Raw genomic sequence first — 14130 nt, 5'->3', positions numbered from 1 at the left:
CCTAGCAGCGTTCCGGGGCTTGGTGCTAAGCCGTGAACAGTCATGGCGCGACTGCTCCTCGTCGACGACGAAAAGATCGCTCGCAATCTCTACGGCGACTACCTCACGGCCGCGGGACACATCGTCACGGCCGTTCCCACCGTGGCGGACGCGAAGGCCGCCCTCTCCGCGGAGCGGTTCGACGCGGTGGTGACCGACCTCATCCTGCCCGGCGGCGACGGCATGGAAGTGCTGCGCCACGTGCGCGAGCGCTACCCCGGCGTGGAGGTGGTGGTCATCACCGGCCTGGACAAGGTCGCCCCCGCCGTGCGCGCCATCAAGAGCGGCGCGGCGGAGTACCTGGTCAAGCCCGTGGCGCCGGAGGCCCTGCAACACGCCCTGCGCCGCGCGCTCACCACGCGCGACCTGATGCGCGAGAACGCCTCCCTGCGCCAGCACGTCGCGCTCCTGGAGGCGGGCCAGCGGATCGCCACCACGCTCGACCGCGAACGGCTGGCCACGGCCACCTCCGAGGCATTGGAGTCCATGGCCAACGCCTCCGCCGTGATGCTCCTGGAGCGCGCTCCCACCGCCGGCTTCCGCGCGCACGGCATGCGCGGCCTGCCGGAGGACCTGCACGACACGCTGTTGCCGGTGCTCATCGATCGGCTGTCCAACTCGCGCGAGCCCCTGGTGCTCGACGGGCTCCAGGTGCCCTGGCCGCGCACCCACACCTTCCCCGCCGTGGACGGCGACACGGTGCTGGGCCACGCGGTGCTCTTCCACGACAGCGCGCCCCCGGAGCACCACCCGGAGACGGTGAGCTTCCTCGTGCGCAACTGGGCGCTGGCCCTGCGCAACCTGGGGCGCTTCGCCGCCGTGGAGGACCTGGCGTACGTGGACGACCTCACCCGCCTGTTCAACACGCGCTACCTGCAGCTCGTGTTGGACCGCGAGGTGAACGAAGCCGTGCAGACGCAGCGGCCCTTCTCCCTGCTGTTCCTGGACCTGGACCGCTTCAAGTCCATCAACGACACGCACGGGCACCTGGTGGGCTCGCGGGTGCTGGTGGAGGCCGCGCGCGTGCTCAAGGGCTGCGTGCGCGACCCGGACGTGGTGGCGCGCTTCGGCGGCGATGAATACGTGGTGCTGCTGCGAGGCACCGACTCCGGAGGCGCCCTCAAGGTGGCCGAACGCATCCGGCGCACCATGGAGACCCACCAGTTCCTGGGTCGCGAAGGGCTGGCCCTCAAGCTCACCACCTGCATCGGCGTGGCCAGCTTCCCCGAACACGCCCAGGACAAGGACACCCTCTTGGACCTGTCCGACCGGGCGATGTACCGGGGCAAGCGCGGCAGCCGGAACGTCGTCTACATGGCGGCGCAGGACCTTGAGGCCACCCCGGCCGAGCGTCGCCAGGGCCCGCCGACTCCGAACCCGCAGGGCTGAAGGTGCCCGGACCGCCCGGGCCTCATCCCGCCCGGGGGCCACGCGGGGACGCTTCCGGCCCCACGGCGCCTACTTGCGCAGGCTGCCCACGGTGAGGCGCTTGGGCAGCTCCGGATCCACTTCCGCGACGCTGCCACCCTCGCCCACCGCCTCCACCTCCTCGTGGGACGCGCCGGTGGTGATGAGGCGGTACTTCTGCGAAGCGTCGCGGTCGTGCTGGGCCTGCGCGGGATCCAGCCGGGCGATGAGCTGCCAGAACAGGGCCGCGTGCTCGCGCTCCTCGTCCATGACGTGGCGCAGGATCGCCTTGGCCTCCTCGTTGTCCGTCGCATCCAGGTGCGCGGCGTAGAGGTTGATGGCGTCCAGCTCCGCCTCGATGTTGAGCCGGATGGAGCGGGCCAGTTCGGAGTCCGTCAGCTTCCGGGGCACCAACGAGTGGAACGGGTTCGTCTGCGGCATGCGGACCTCAGCGACAGGGGGACCGGCCACCCGGGCGCGCGCAACGTCGCCGTCCGGACCCCGGTTTGGAAGGTGGCCGCGAGCATCCGTGCGAGCGAGGACGGGGTCAACCGATTCCCGCCGGGGGTGCGTTGCACGTGAACACCTGCCTCCGCCATGCTCCCCGGCATGGAGACCCCCTCGCCGCTCGCGCAACTGCTCCAGGCCCTGGAAGCAGGAGATCTGCCCGCGGCCAGACTCGCGGCGGTGGCCTTGCAGCGCGCCAACGCCCATACCCATCAGGTCGCCGCGGAGGTCCTCCATGAGCTGCGCCAGCCCCTGCTGGGCGCCAAGGCGTACGCTCAGCTGCTCGCCGAGGAGGGGGGCTCCAGCGGCCCCCTGAAGCTGCTGCTCGCGCAGGTGGAGCGGATGGAGCAGATCGTCTCCGACTTCATCCGCCTGGCCAGCGAGCGACCCGCCCCGCAGCAGAAGCAGTCCCTGGCCGCGCCCATCTGGGCGGCGGCGAAGGTGTTCAGCGTCAACCCGGACTCGGCGCGCATCTCCCTGGAGGTGGAGGCGCCCGAGGACATCACCATCCTGGGCAACGCGCGACTCATCGAACAGCTCACGCTCAACCTGCTCAACAACGCGCGCGACGCCATGGCCGGCCGGGGCCGGGTGAAGGTGCGGCTGGCGCACGAGGGCGCATCTCCCGCCCTGTACGTGGCGGACTGGGGTCCGGGCATCCCCCAGGAGCTGCGAGCGCGCATCTTCGAGCCCTACGTCACCGCCAACAAGCGCGGCACCGGCCTGGGCCTCGCCGTGTGTCGGCGCATCGCGCACGAGCACCACGCGCAGATAACGCTCGCGCCCCCGTCCGCGATGCACGAGGTGCCGCCGCCGGCCACGGTGTTCCGCGTGCTCTTTCCGCCCACGGACGCGCCGCTCCCGCAGCGCAAGCGCCTGCTGGTGGTGGACGACGAGGGCATCATCCGGATGGTCTTCAAGGACCTGATGGACAAGGAGTGCGAAGTCATTGAAGCGGCCACCGGCGAGGCCGCGCTGGAGCTGCTGCGCTCCACCCCGGTGGACCTCATCGTCACGGACAAGAACCTGCCGGGCATCTCCGGCCTGGAGCTGGCCCAGCACGCGCGGCGGCTCAACCCCGCCTCGCGCGTCATCCTGATGACGGGCTACCCGTCGCTGGTGACGACGCAGCAGGCGCTGCAACTGGGCGTGGTGGACTACCTGCTCAAGCCCTTCGACGACATCCGCCAGGTGCGAACGCTCCTGCGCCAGGGCCTGTACGCGCCCCCGGCCGCGCCCGCCCCCGTCCCGAGCCCCACGACGCGCCGGGTGGACGTGCTGGAGGACAACCCCGCTACGGCGCGGCAGATTTCAGAGGCCCTGGCCCTGCTGGGGCTGGAGGCGCGCATCATCGTGAGCGCTGAGATGGCCGCGCTGGAGCCGCCCGTAGGCGTGGTGGTGTCATGGGACTTCGCGCCCGCGTACGGCAAGAAGGCGCTGGAGTTGGGCCGCGCGCTCAGCCAGGGCACGCCCTTCGTGGTGCTGGCCGAACACCTCACGATGGAGACCGCGCTGGCGTCCCTGCGCGCCGGAGCCTCCGCGTGCCTGCCCAAGCTGCTCTCCGACACCACGGCGCTCAGCCGGGAGCTGGGGCTCGCGTTCAAGAAGTCCGCGCCCTGAAAATGCCCCGGCCCCGGGCGCCTCGCAGTGCGCGAGGCCCACCGGGGCCGGAAGCTCACGAAGGAGCGGACCTTCAAGGCCCGCCCCGAGTGGGATTCACTGAGCGCGGGGCTCAGTAGTCCATGTCGTCGCCGCCGTAGTCCGGCGTGCCGCCGCCGGAACCACCGCCGCCGCCCTTGCCCTTCTTCTTCGGGCGCTCGGCGATCATCGCCTCGGTGGTGAGCAGCAGGGACGCCACGGAGGCGGCGTTCTGCAGCGCGGTGCGCTCGACCTTGGTCGGGTCGATGACGCCCGCCTTCTCCAGGTCCTCGTAGGTCTCCGTGCGGGCGTTGAAGCCGAACGCGCCGGTGCCTTCCTTGACCTTGTTGATGACGACCGCGCCCTCGACGCCGGCGTTGCTGGCGATCTTGCGCAGGGGCTCCGTCAGGGCCTTGCGGATGATCTCCACGCCGAAGTCCAGCTCGCCGCCCAGCTTCAGGCCATCCAGCGCCTTGAGGCTGCGGATGTAGGCGACACCGCCGCCGGGGACGATGCCCTCTTCGACGGCCGCGCGGGTCGCGTGCAGCGCGTCCTCGACGCGGGCCTTCTTCTCCTTCATCTCCACTTCGGTCGCCGCGCCGACGTTGATGACCGCCACGCCGCCCACGAGCTTCGCCATCCGCTCCTGGAGCTTCTCGCGGTCGTAGTCGCTGGTGACCGTCTCAATCTGGGTGCGGATGAGCTTGATGCGGCCCTCGATGTCCGCCTTCTGCCCGCTGCCGTCCACGATGGTGGTGTTGTCCTTGTCCACCGTGATGCGCTTGGCGCGGCCCAGGTCCGTGAGGTTCAGGTTCTCGTACTTGTGACCCAGCTCCTCGCTCACCACCATGCCGCCCGTCAGCGTGGCGATGTCCTTGAGCATCTCCTTGCGGCGGTCACCGAAGCCCGGCGCCTTCACCGCGGCCACGTTCAGCACGCCGCGGATCTTGTTCACCACGAGCGTGGCCAGCGCCTCGCCCTCGATGTCGTCCGCGATGATGAGCAGCGGCTTGCCCGAGCGCGCGACCTGCTCCAGCACGGGGATCATGTCCTGCATCGACGAGACCTTCTTCTCGCTGATGAGGATGTAGGGGTCGTCCATGACGACCTCCATGCGGTCGCGGTTCGTCACGAAGTACGGAGACACGTACCCGCGGTCGAACTGCATGCCCTCGACGACGTCCAGGGTCGTCTCCAGGCCCTTGGCCTCCTCGACCGTGATGACGCCCTCCTTGCCGACCTTCTCCATCGCGTCCGCGATGGTCTGGCCGATGGTCTCATCCCCGTTCGCGGAGATGGTGCCCACCTGCGCGATGGCCTGCTTGTCCGTGGTCGTCTTGGACATCTTCTTCAGCTCGGCGACCACCACCTCCACGGCCTTGTCGATGCCGCGCTTGAGGTCCATGGGGCTGTGGCCGGCGGCCACCAGCTTCAGGCCCTCCTCATAGATGGCCCGCGCCAGCACGGTGGCCGTCGTGGTGCCGTCGCCCGCCTTGTCGGAGGTCTTGGACGCGACCTCCTTCACCATCTGGGCGCCCATGTTCTCGAAGCGGTTCTCGAGATCGATCTCCTTGGCGACGGTGACGCCGTCCTTGGTGATGGTGGGCGAGCCAAAGCTCTTCTCGATGACCACGTTGCGGCCCTTGGGCCCCAGGGTCACCGCGACCGCATCCGCCAGGATCCTTACGCCGCGCAGGATGGAATCACGCGCGTTCTGGTGGAAGAAGATTTCCTTCGCTGCCATCGCAACCTCCGATAATACTTGGGGAATTTCTTTGAATGGGGATGGCCGTTAGCACTCGGCCATGTCGAGCGCCAACATAAGGGTCGCATCGACGATGTCAACGGAAAGGGGCAAACGTGTGGCCCCGCGGACGCCTTCCAGCCCGCCCGGACGGGGGGCTCGGGCGACCTGCCGGGCGCTACTCGGCGAAGCGCACGAGGTTCAGCAACTGACCCATGTCCAGGGGCTTCTGGAGGGTGATGGCCACGCCCTTGCGCAGGCCCCGGTCGGAGATGTTGGCGTCGTTGCTGGCCGTCATCATCAGGACGGAGATGGACTGGAAGCGCGGGTCCGCCTTGAGCATGCCCGTGAAGGAGATGCCGTCCAGGTGGGGCATGAGGTAGTCGGTGATGACCAGCCCCACGGGGTGCCGCTCCATGATGTCCAGCGCCTGCAGGGCGTCCGACGCCGAGAACACGGTGTAGCCATGCATCTCCAGATAGCGAGAGAGCATGGTGCACAGCTCGTAATCATCGTCTACGACCAGGATGTTCACGGTGACTTGGGCAAAACGGGGCGCTGGAAGGTAACAGCCACGCCGGTCGTTGACAACGCGAAGCACGGCTTCTTAGCTGCCCGCCCGAATGGTGAAGCGCACGGCGAAGCAAGGGGAGGCGCAGGGCGTGGACGCGCGACTGGACCAGGTGGCGGACGCCTTCGAGGCCACGGACTTCGAAGCCGCGCTTTCCCGGGCCGAAGCGCTCCTCAAGGACGTCCCGGAGTCACCAGAAGCCCTGCACTACCGGGCTGCGGCGCTGGTGGAGGTGGGTCGGCTGGAGGACGCGGGCCGGGCCTATGGGGCCGCCCTGAAGGTGGCGCCGGAGGACCTGGAGATCCTTTTTGGCGCGGCCGAGTTCCTGGTCTGCCGCACGGGCGAGGACCGGGAGGCGGTGGAGGAAGGCCTGGAGTGGTGCGCCCGGGGCCGGAAGCTGGCGCAGAAGGCCGACGACGTGGAGCTCGTCTACGAGTTCCTTCTGCTGGAGGGTTTGGGCCTCAACCAGTTGGGTGAGTGCGAGGCCGCGCTGAAGAGCCTGGACGCGGCGCTGGAGCACATGCCGCGCTCGCCAGACGCGCAGTTGGAGCGGGGCATCGCGCTGTTCGAGCTGTGCCGCTTCCCGCCCGCGCAGGAAGCCTTCGAGCGGGTCCTGAAGGACACGCCGGAGGAGGCGTGGGCACACCACTACCTGGGGCTCATCGCGGAGCGGAAGGGCGATGCGCGCGAGGCGAAGAAGCGCTTCGGCCGCGCGCAGGTGCTGGCGCCCGAGGAGCTTCCGCCCCCGGTGGCATTGGAGGAGGCGGCGTTCGACCGGGCGGTGGAGGACGCGATGCGCGCCCTGCCCGCGCAGGTGAAGCAGTACATGGACAACGTCACGCTGGCGGTGGAGGACCTGCCGTCTGACGAGGATCTGCTGGGGCAGCAGCCGCCCCTGTCGCCGTGCATCCTGGGCGTGTTCCGGGGCACGCCGGTGGGCGAGCGCAGCGTGACGGACGCGGCGGATCACTTCCCGGCGTCCATCGTGCTGTACCAGCGCAACCTGGAGCGCTTCGCGCGCACGCGTGAGGAGCTGATCGAACAGATTGGCATCACGGTGATGCACGAGGTCGGGCACCTGATGGGTCTGGATGAGGACGACCTTTGGGAGCGGGGGCTGGACTAGCGCCGCCCTCCCCTGCCCTGATGTCCGCCATGCGAACCTGGATGAAGCTGGGGTTGATGGCAGTGGCGGTGTTGGGGCTTGGGGCGTGCACGGGGGACGGAGAGGAAGAGCCAATCATCTGTCCGCAGGTGGTGGTGTTCGCGCGCTCCTCGACGGGGACGTGCGAGAGCTTCTCGACGTCGTGCGACGTGCCCCAGGGATACCTCCGGTGTTGCGGCGGGCTCTTCGGCGGTTGCGCGACGGGGACGAGCTGCGTGGATGATCCGTCCGATACGTGCGCACCCGGGGCGAGCGCGGACTGTCCGGGCATCTGTCAGTGAAGCCATGGGGCCCATCAGGTGGATTGACGGGGCCCGGTCCGAAAAGCAGTAATCGTGCGCGGTAGGGCCTCCGGACCTGGTGGCCGGCCCGGTCTTCAAAACCGGTGAGGGGCTGCGAGAGCAGTCCCTGGCGAGTTCGATTCCCGTGCCCTACCGCCAATGCTTCCGAGGGGTTACGCCCCACCTGCCCCATGGAAACCGTACCCTGCTGCGTCCAGGCGCGTCCAGACCAGTCCACTCGACTGCGTTACCGCTGCGTTACTGCGCAGCATGTAACGGCGAGGACTGAGGCAGCAAAACTCGCCGTCAGGGACGACGAGGAATCAGCAACGGGCTCCCTAGGGGAACATCACGTTGCCGAACACGACTGTGCGCCGCCCGTCTTCCTCCCAGAGCTTGAGTGTGAAGGGCCCTCGGGTTGTTTCTGGTGAGGCCTCGGCTTCCACGACAACTCGACCGTCGTTTCCTCCTGGAATTGGCGTGCGTTGCCACACGCGGATCACCTTCAACTCCACGCCGGCCTTGCCCTTGAGAGTTGCGCCCTGCGCGAGCCATGGCTGAGCCCCAGTCTTCACGTCCAACTTGATGTCCACCGCCATGCCCGTAGTGGAGCGGTAGCTCGTGACGTAAGAGGCCGTCAGGTCACTCCCAGGTAATTGGGAGATGTCCTTGATCACGACTCGCCCGGTTACACCATGCTCGTCCATTCCTCCGGTGGAGATGAGGCCTGCCAGCCCTCCCGGAGAATCGTGCTCAGCCATCAATCTTGCGTTCTCAGTTTGGCAGCGCAGCAATTCCGCATGAGCCTCGCGGGCTTCCTGCTGGTACGTCTCAATCGTCCGCTTCACGCGATAGACCTCAATGAGAGACTCTGCCTTTGCCGGATGGATTCGAAGAAGGAAGAATGCGCTCAAGGGGGCTGCGCCATCCCTGAATCGCACGACCAGACGAAACCGCTCGCCTGGAGTTACACGCGACGAAGGCACCAGGCGGATGGTGGCTTGCCCCACATCCACGAGTGTGAAGCGATCCCGCCCCTCTAGCTCGACACTGTCGCGCATCAAGTCGGAATCGAAGAAGAGTGCCGTCGAGAGCCCCGAGCTGATCGCGATTTCGGGTGCGAATTGAACGTCATCCGACGGTAGTTCAATGCGGCGTGCGCCCGGCACCGACGCTGTCCCCTCTGCCTGAGCGACTGCCGTATCAGCTACGAACAGCAACCCTAGGAGCACGACGAAAGAATAAGATGGCACTCGACAATTACTCCCAGGTGGTGCTGCTACTCAAACTCGCTCACCGCCTTCACGCGTTCGCTCGTGAAGATACGGGCACTGGAGGGTGAGTCGTTTCCGGGCTCGCGTGCCATTCCTCGTTCCCCGTCTTGCACGTCGTAGACCTCCAGGCAGACAGGAAAACTGTCGCCCTTCGGCGTTGTCGCCAAGGTGAGTCGCCCGTAAACGCGGTCCCGCACGATTAGCCGGCCAGCCAGAACTGTCCCTTTCGGCATTTCCTCCCAATCGCCGTACAAGGTCACCTGGGCAGGGCCTTCTCGAACAGAGATGAACTGCGGGCGGTCACGGGTGAAAACAGCTTCGTGCTTGTCACCGATGTCGATGCCCAGCTTCGCCATGGCCTTCAGAGCACCCTTTGGACACGGCTCCGGAGGAGGTGCCGGACGCACCTGCGGACCTGGGCACGCGAGCGCCGTGCATGCCGCCACCGTGCCGACAGCACGGGCCATGACGCCCATGCCCTTCTTCGCGGGCTTCGAGGGGAACAGAAGGGGCTGCGTCTCTTTCGGCTGCGTCATCACGGTGGCTGAAACCTCCTGAAGCGTCGCGGGGAGAGCGACGGCCGCAGCGATGGCCTCGGGCCGGATGGGAGCTGCGGCCAAACCAGCTTGAGGCGACTTGCCAGAGGGCGCTACTTCCTGACGGGTGGGCTCGGGACGCGAAACGCGCGGCGTCCACCGCATCAGCACCGCGCCCATGGCGACAAGCACCACGGCCAGCGCCAGCGCCGCCCAGGCACGCGGACGACGGATCCTCCGCGGTGACACGCGCACGGTCGTCACGTGAGGCGATGCAGCCGCCACCGCGTCCGGCTCTACGTCGGCAGGCGGAGCTGGCCGCTTCTCCCGTGCCGCACGCTTGCCCCGGCGTGGCCGATGCCGTGGTCGATGGCGCCACTTCTCGAAGCTGTCCCCGTCCCCTTCCGTGGTCGCTGATCCTTCGTCGTAGGCCTCGCACAGAGGCACATCCCACATCGGGTCGGCGCCGCGTAGCGCCTCTTCCAGCGACGCGCAAACGGCCTGGGCACTCGACGTCCGCACCTCGGGCGTCTTCTCCAACAGCCGCAGGCACACGGCGCTCAGCACCGAGGGCACGCGCTCATTCACCTCGTGGGGCGGCGTTGGCGCGCTGGAGAGGATGGCCTCCGTCAACGTGTTCGCATCCGGGCCATCGAAGGGGAAACGAGCCGTCAGCAGCCGGTAGAAGACGAGGCCCAGCGCCCACAAATCGTCCGAAGGGCCGGCCGTGAAGCGGGCACCCGGCACGTCCCGTTGGCTTCGCAAGAAGCGCCACGCCTCCGGAGAGCGGTAGTCCGGCGTCCCTGGCGGCAGGATGTCCTGCGTCAGGGAGCGCGCGCCCTCGTAGTCGCCGATGCCGAAGTCCACAAGCTTGGCCAGGCCGTCGGCGGTGCGCACCATGACGTTGGCTTCCTTCACGTCCCGGTGCACCACCCCGTCCGCGTGCGCAGCGGCGAGCGCCCGCGCCACGTCCAGCGCCACGCGCGCCGCCTGCCGCCCGGTGGGGTTCTCCTCATCGGCCCATGTGTCCAACTGGCGCCCGGCGACGTACTCCATCGCGATGACGGCGAACTGAGGCTCCGCCACCGGCCAGTAGCCATGTCCCAGAATCCCCACCACGTTGGGATGGCGCAGGCGGGTGAGGATGGAGACTTCACGCTCCGCGCGCTCACCCACCCGCTTCAGGTGCAACAGCTTCAGCGCGCACGACTGGCCCTCGCACCGCGCGAGGTACACCGTGCCGAAGCCGCCCTGCCCCAGTTGCCTCTCCACCGTGTAGCCCAGCACCTGGGCCCCAGGCGCCCAGATGGCGGGCGGCGGCCTCATGGCGTCCTACTTTCGGGGTTGCCGGCCACTCGCATGCGACGTCCTCCCTACGGCGTGCGCACGCTACCAGAGGCGCGAGAAACCCGGGAATCCCTCCTCGCGGGCGAGGCCTCTTATGGACTCGCAGCATCCATTCATTTTCACCCAACCTCCAGCATTCACCCTTGGCCTGCCATGCGCTACCCTCGCGCCATGCCAGCCCCGTCCCCGCTGCCCGCCGTTTCCCAGCCACTCGCCAGCACCATCGGAAACGCGGCGCGGGCCGCTCGCGCCCGGTTGGGCCTCACCCAGGCCGAAGTCGCCTTGCGCGTGGGGCTCGCCGCCGCCGTCTACAGCCGCATGGAGCGAGGCCTCATCCATCCCAGCGTCTCCACCCTCCAACGCCTGTGCGCCGCGCTGGGCGCCTCTCCGGACGAGTTGATGGGCCACGGGCCCTCCGTAGCTGCCCGCAGCGAGTTCCCCGCCCGGCACCAACTCCTCCTTCGCATCCGCCACCTGAAGGACTCCCAGGTGCGTGCCCTTCTCCACCTCCTCCCCAGGCCCAGGTAGCGCGGACCGGGCGCGGGCTTCTCGGATACGCTCCGCACCCTCCATGAACGAAGAACTGGCCATCACCATTGGCACCGCGGCACGCGCCGCCCGCGAGCACCTGGGACTGACGCAGGCCGAAGTCGCCGAGCGCATCGGGCTGGTGCACGCCGTCTACAGCCGACTGGAGCGCGGGAAGATGCTGCCCAGTGTCCCCTCCCTCTACCGACTTTGCGGAGAGCTGCGGGTGTCACCCGAAACGTTGATGGGCCTGACGCCGAAAGCCAGCGGGCGGAAGTCTCAGCGCTCCCAGGAGGAAGAGGGGCCGAAGCTGCGCCGCCTCCTCCACCTCGCCCAGAAGCTGGAGGAGGAGGATCTGGACGCCCTCCTCCACGTCGCCTCCGCGCTGGCGCGTTGAGGCACTACTTCTTCACGAGCGCCTTCAGCTCGTGCTCCTCCAGGCCCTCTTGGAAAAAACCACCCTCGCCGAACTCCACCGCGTCACGAAGGACGCTGCCTTCGGCCAGCACCTGGGCCCATTCCGCAGCGGCCTCCTGCCGCCCGTAGCCCGGGTGTCGCCGCGCCAGGGCCACGCGCAGGACGTCGCGCATGTCCGCCGCCGTGGCGAAGCGCTCCTCCGGATTGGCGCGAAGGGCCGCGTGCAGCAGTTGCTTCACGTCGGGCGAAAGCTTCTCCACCGCCGCTTCGACGTCCGCTGGACTGAAGCTCGCGAGCAGTATCCGCATCTGCGTCAGCGGCAGGGAGGGAAGGATCTCCGAGTGGAGAGGGCTCATCCCCTCGGATTGACGGGGGATGTCCTGCACGTCGAAGGGGTGCTTGCCGGTGAAGAGCTCCACCAGCAGCACGCCCAAACTGAAGACGTCGGAGCGCGGTGTGAGCGGCAACCGCTCCAGGTACTCGGGCGAGGCATAGGCCACATCGCCCCGGACGAGGCTCGCGGGCGACTCCTCTCGCCCCACCACCAGCGAATAGGCCGCGCCGAAGTTCACCAGCTTCACCTCGCCGTGAGTCCCCACGTACACATGCCGGGGGTTGACGTCCCGGTGGATGATGCCCAGCCCCTTGCCATCCTCGTCCGTCAGCGTGTGCGCGTGGTGCAGCGCCTCCGCGAGTTCCGCGCCGACGTAGAGGGCGAAGGCTTCGGAGACAGGCTTGCCGCGCGCCACGCCCGCACTCACCAGCGTCTCCAGTGAGGGGCCGTCCACGTACTCCATGACGACGTGCAGCGCGTCCTGGTGCACCTTGCGGTGGAACACCTGGGCGATGGCGGGATGGCGGAGGCGGAAGGCCAGTTGAATCTCCTCCCCCAGCCGCGTGCGACGCATGAAGGTGGAGGGGTTGGCCAACCGTCGCACGAAGCAGAGCCCGGGAAGTGCGTTGCCCTGCCCCGAGAAGCGTCGGGCGAGCATCAGCAACTCCCCTGTCTGCATCAGCACCAGCTCGCGGATCGCCTCGAAGCGAACCCCGTCAATGGTGAAGAGGGAGCGGGGCCGCTCGGGCGTGGGCGGGGAGGCCCTTCGGCGCGACGACTCCCGGGTGCTCACCAGGTCATCGGTGGTGGACGTGGACATGACTCCTCGGGGGCAAGGGGGACGGCGCGACGGCGCCACCCAAGGAGTCTGGACGCAACGAACCTTAAAAGTCCATACATCTAGGACTTAAAAGGTCATCAGCGCAGCAGTCGCGCCGCCGTGAAGCCCACCCCGACACCCAGCGCCACGGCCATCACCACGGCCACCACAGGAACGGGACGCGGCTGCTGGCGTAGCACCTCGTTCTCGGCCTGGAGGCGGCGCAACTCGCGAGCCGTGAGGATGCAGCGCTCCGTGGAGAGCCAGCAACCCTCGGACACCGCCACCGTGCGTCCGTCCTGAAGCGTCACGGTGGCGCGGGCCACGTCCAGCACCTCGCCCTCGGCACGCGCTGGCCCCGCCACAACCAAGGCCAGCGCAATCACCAGGGGCCTCATCGCCCGTCGCCCGGACGCAGGGCATCGAGCGCCGCCACCGCTGCCGCCTTGCCGGCAATCTCCCCGGCCGCCGCCTCCCCGGCCTTCTCGGCGGCCTCCACCTGGGCGTCACCGAAGACGAGCGTCTTCATGACTGTGAAGCCACCCGCCGCACCGAGGCCAATGGCGAGCGCCTTCAGCAGCAGCGCCACGGTGAAGCCCTCGCCCGCGATCAGCGCGTTGGCCACCGCGCCGGCTACGGCCACCAGCACCGCGAGCACCGCCCCCGCCCGCGCCGTGCGCAGCAGCGGCCACCACGCACCCGCGAAGCGTCGCAGCACGTAAACGAGGCCGACGACGACCAGCGAAGCGACAAGGGCCCAGTTGCGGTCCGTCACCGCGTCGAGGACGAGTCGCGCGAAGGACTCGACGTTGCCGGGGTCGGGCGACGTGGCCACCTGCGCGAAAGCGATGGAGGGGAAGACGAGGCAAAGGGAGAGGACAGCGAGACGTCGCAGCATGGGCATGCCTTTCGTGGGTGACGCGCGGCGAAGCGCCGCACGGGAAGTCAGAAGCCGAGTCGTGCCAACGAAGTGACCAGGGCCGGGTGCATGGCGCGCCACTCAGGCAGCGAGCGCACCGTGTCGAGGAAGCGCCAGACGGCGGCGAGCCGCTGCGCATCCGTGCTGTCCACTGGCTCCGAGAGGTAGAGGCCGCGCACGGGCTCCAACTGGCTGCCGCTCACGAGGCCCGGCCACTGGCAGTGCGGTGCGTCGCCAAAGGAGCCACCCCAGACGAGTCCTGCGCGCCGCGTCTCCTCGCCCAGAATGGCGTAGGCAGGCCCGTCCCAGCGCGGTTGCAGTCCGGGCCGATCCAGGTCGGCATCGCGGCAGAAGTCGTTGGCCAGGCCGTAGTTGTGCGCGGAGAGCCCCTCGGGCGCCGCGCGTCCGCCCTCCCCTCGCAGGTAGCGCGCGTGGAGCGTTCCCTGCTCCGCGAAGGTGGCGAAGCCGCGCGTGGCGACGTAGTCCGCGCCTCGCGTGCGACAGCGGGAGATGACTTCGCCCATCACCGCCTGGAAGGGCGGGTAGAGGAGCTGCAAGTCGATGCGTGAGAAGAGGCTAGGGTTGGGAATCATCCCCCACTGA

Annotated in this window: 15 protein-coding genes and 1 tRNA gene; 7 read left to right on the top strand and 9 right to left on the bottom strand. The window is 68.5% G+C overall.

Annotation, left to right across the window (positions count from 1 at the left end):
- Positions 1–42 precede the first annotated feature (42 nt).
- Positions 43–1428 carry a diguanylate cyclase gene (locus tag OV208_RS12575; RefSeq protein WP_267574075.1) on the top strand — a complete coding sequence of 462 codons (1386 nt, stop codon included), beginning with the start codon at positions 43–45 and terminating at the stop codon, positions 1426–1428.
- Positions 1429–1497: 69 nt separating this feature from the next.
- On the opposite strand, the gene OV208_RS12570 is transcribed toward OV208_RS12575, so the two are convergent.
- On the bottom strand, positions 1498–1887 hold the full coding sequence (locus OV208_RS12570) for a demethoxyubiquinone hydroxylase family protein (RefSeq protein WP_267574074.1): 390 nt from the start codon (positions 1885–1887) through the stop codon (positions 1498–1500).
- Positions 1888–2055: 168 nt separating this feature from the next.
- On the opposite strand from OV208_RS12570, the gene sinK reads away from it, so the two are divergent.
- Positions 2056–3573, top strand: coding sequence for a hybrid histidine protein kinase/response regulator SinK (sinK, locus tag OV208_RS12565; RefSeq protein WP_267574073.1), 1518 nt, complete (start codon positions 2056–2058; stop codon positions 3571–3573).
- 112 nt (positions 3574–3685) lie between these two features.
- Here sinK and groL read toward each other — a convergent pair whose 3' ends face one another.
- Together groL and OV208_RS12555 are read right to left on the bottom strand one after the other, a co-directional pair.
- Complete coding sequence (groL, locus tag OV208_RS12560; RefSeq protein WP_267574072.1) at positions 3686–5335, bottom strand: chaperonin GroEL; 1650 nt, start codon at positions 5333–5335, stop codon at positions 3686–3688.
- Between the two features lie 178 nt (positions 5336–5513).
- Positions 5514–5870, bottom strand: coding sequence for a response regulator (locus OV208_RS12555; protein ID WP_120543824.1), 357 nt, complete (start codon positions 5868–5870; stop codon positions 5514–5516).
- A gap of 88 nt (positions 5871–5958) precedes the next feature.
- On the opposite strand from OV208_RS12555, the gene OV208_RS12550 reads away from it, so the two are divergent.
- From OV208_RS12550 to OV208_RS12540, 3 genes are all read left to right on the top strand, one after another.
- Entirely contained in the window at positions 5959–7032 is a 1074-nt protein-coding gene (locus OV208_RS12550; RefSeq protein WP_267574071.1) for a metallopeptidase family protein, read from the top strand.
- A gap of 29 nt (positions 7033–7061) precedes the next feature.
- Positions 7062–7352: a hypothetical protein gene (locus OV208_RS12545; RefSeq protein WP_267574070.1), complete on the top strand. Its 291-nt coding sequence runs from the start codon at positions 7062–7064 to the stop codon at positions 7350–7352.
- Positions 7353–7412: 60 nt separating this feature from the next.
- Positions 7413–7511: transfer RNA gene (locus OV208_RS12540), tRNA-Sec, on the top strand.
- 179 nt (positions 7512–7690) lie between these two features.
- On the opposite strand, the gene OV208_RS12535 is transcribed toward OV208_RS12540, so the two are convergent.
- Together OV208_RS12535 and OV208_RS12530 are read right to left on the bottom strand one after the other, a co-directional pair.
- Positions 7691–8584: a DUF2381 family protein gene (locus tag OV208_RS12535; protein ID WP_267574282.1), complete on the bottom strand. Its 894-nt coding sequence runs from the start codon at positions 8582–8584 to the stop codon at positions 7691–7693.
- A gap of 47 nt (positions 8585–8631) precedes the next feature.
- Positions 8632–10488: a serine/threonine-protein kinase gene (locus OV208_RS12530; protein WP_267574069.1), complete on the bottom strand. Its 1857-nt coding sequence runs from the start codon at positions 10486–10488 to the stop codon at positions 8632–8634.
- Between the two features lie 192 nt (positions 10489–10680).
- Here OV208_RS12530 and OV208_RS12525 point away from each other — a divergent pair, with 192 nt between their 5' ends.
- Both OV208_RS12525 and OV208_RS12520 read left to right on the top strand, forming a co-directional pair.
- Positions 10681–11037, top strand: coding sequence for a helix-turn-helix domain-containing protein (locus OV208_RS12525; protein ID WP_267574068.1), 357 nt, complete (start codon positions 10681–10683; stop codon positions 11035–11037).
- A 43-nt stretch (positions 11038–11080) separates the two neighbouring features.
- Positions 11081–11434 (top strand): helix-turn-helix domain-containing protein, encoded by a 354-nt coding sequence (locus tag OV208_RS12520; protein ID WP_267574067.1) that lies wholly within the window; start codon positions 11081–11083, stop codon positions 11432–11434.
- A 4-nt stretch (positions 11435–11438) separates the two neighbouring features.
- On the opposite strand, the gene OV208_RS12515 is transcribed toward OV208_RS12520, so the two are convergent.
- The 4 genes from OV208_RS12515 to OV208_RS12500 all read right to left on the bottom strand — a co-directional run bounded on the left by OV208_RS12515 (position 11439) and on the right by OV208_RS12500 (position 14120).
- Positions 11439–12608 carry a serine/threonine-protein kinase gene (locus OV208_RS12515; protein WP_267574066.1) on the bottom strand — a complete coding sequence of 390 codons (1170 nt, stop codon included), beginning with the start codon at positions 12606–12608 and terminating at the stop codon, positions 11439–11441.
- A 98-nt stretch (positions 12609–12706) separates the two neighbouring features.
- A complete protein-coding gene (locus tag OV208_RS12510) occupies positions 12707–12994 on the bottom strand; it encodes a hypothetical protein (RefSeq protein WP_267574065.1) in 288 nt (95 codons plus the stop codon).
- 8 nt (positions 12995–13002) lie between these two features.
- A complete protein-coding gene (locus tag OV208_RS12505) occupies positions 13003–13506 on the bottom strand; it encodes a hypothetical protein (RefSeq protein ID WP_267574064.1) in 504 nt (167 codons plus the stop codon).
- 47 nt (positions 13507–13553) lie between these two features.
- On the bottom strand, positions 13554–14120 hold the full coding sequence (locus OV208_RS12500) for a M15 family metallopeptidase (protein WP_267574063.1): 567 nt from the start codon (positions 14118–14120) through the stop codon (positions 13554–13556).
- Positions 14121–14130: the final 10 nt, after the last annotated feature.

The sequence above is a fragment of the Corallococcus sp. bb12-1 genome (assembly GCF_026626765.1).
Lineage (GTDB): Bacteria > Myxococcota > Myxococcia > Myxococcales > Myxococcaceae > Corallococcus > Corallococcus terminator.
The sequence above is the reverse complement of the archived record's forward strand: the minus strand, read 5'-3'. Positions and strand labels throughout refer to the sequence as shown.

Bases quoted from the DNA above. Each gene is read 5' to 3' on its own strand.
- OV208_RS12575 (WP_267574075.1), top strand. From the start codon at position 43: ATGGCGCGACTGCTCCTCGTCGACGACGAAAAGATCGCTCGCAATCTC.
- OV208_RS12570 (WP_267574074.1), bottom strand. From the start codon at position 1,887: ATGCCGCAGACGAACCCGTTCCACTCGTTGGTGCCCCGGAAGCTGACG.
- sinK (WP_267574073.1), top strand. From the start codon at position 2,056: ATGGAGACCCCCTCGCCGCTCGCGCAACTGCTCCAGGCCCTGGAAGCA.
- groL (WP_267574072.1), bottom strand. From the start codon at position 5,335: ATGGCAGCGAAGGAAATCTTCTTCCACCAGAACGCGCGTGATTCCATC.
- OV208_RS12550 (WP_267574071.1), top strand. From the start codon at position 5,959: ATGGTGAAGCGCACGGCGAAGCAAGGGGAGGCGCAGGGCGTGGACGCG.
- OV208_RS12545 (WP_267574070.1), top strand. From the start codon at position 7,062: ATGCGAACCTGGATGAAGCTGGGGTTGATGGCAGTGGCGGTGTTGGGG.
- OV208_RS12530 (WP_267574069.1), bottom strand. From the start codon at position 10,488: ATGAGGCCGCCGCCCGCCATCTGGGCGCCTGGGGCCCAGGTGCTGGGC.
- OV208_RS12525 (WP_267574068.1), top strand. From the start codon at position 10,681: ATGCCAGCCCCGTCCCCGCTGCCCGCCGTTTCCCAGCCACTCGCCAGC.
- OV208_RS12520 (WP_267574067.1), top strand. From the start codon at position 11,081: ATGAACGAAGAACTGGCCATCACCATTGGCACCGCGGCACGCGCCGCC.
- OV208_RS12515 (WP_267574066.1), bottom strand. From the start codon at position 12,608: ATGTCCACGTCCACCACCGATGACCTGGTGAGCACCCGGGAGTCGTCG.
- OV208_RS12505 (WP_267574064.1), bottom strand. From the start codon at position 13,506: ATGCTGCGACGTCTCGCTGTCCTCTCCCTTTGCCTCGTCTTCCCCTCC.
- OV208_RS12500 (WP_267574063.1), bottom strand. From the start codon at position 14,120: ATGATTCCCAACCCTAGCCTCTTCTCACGCATCGACTTGCAGCTCCTC.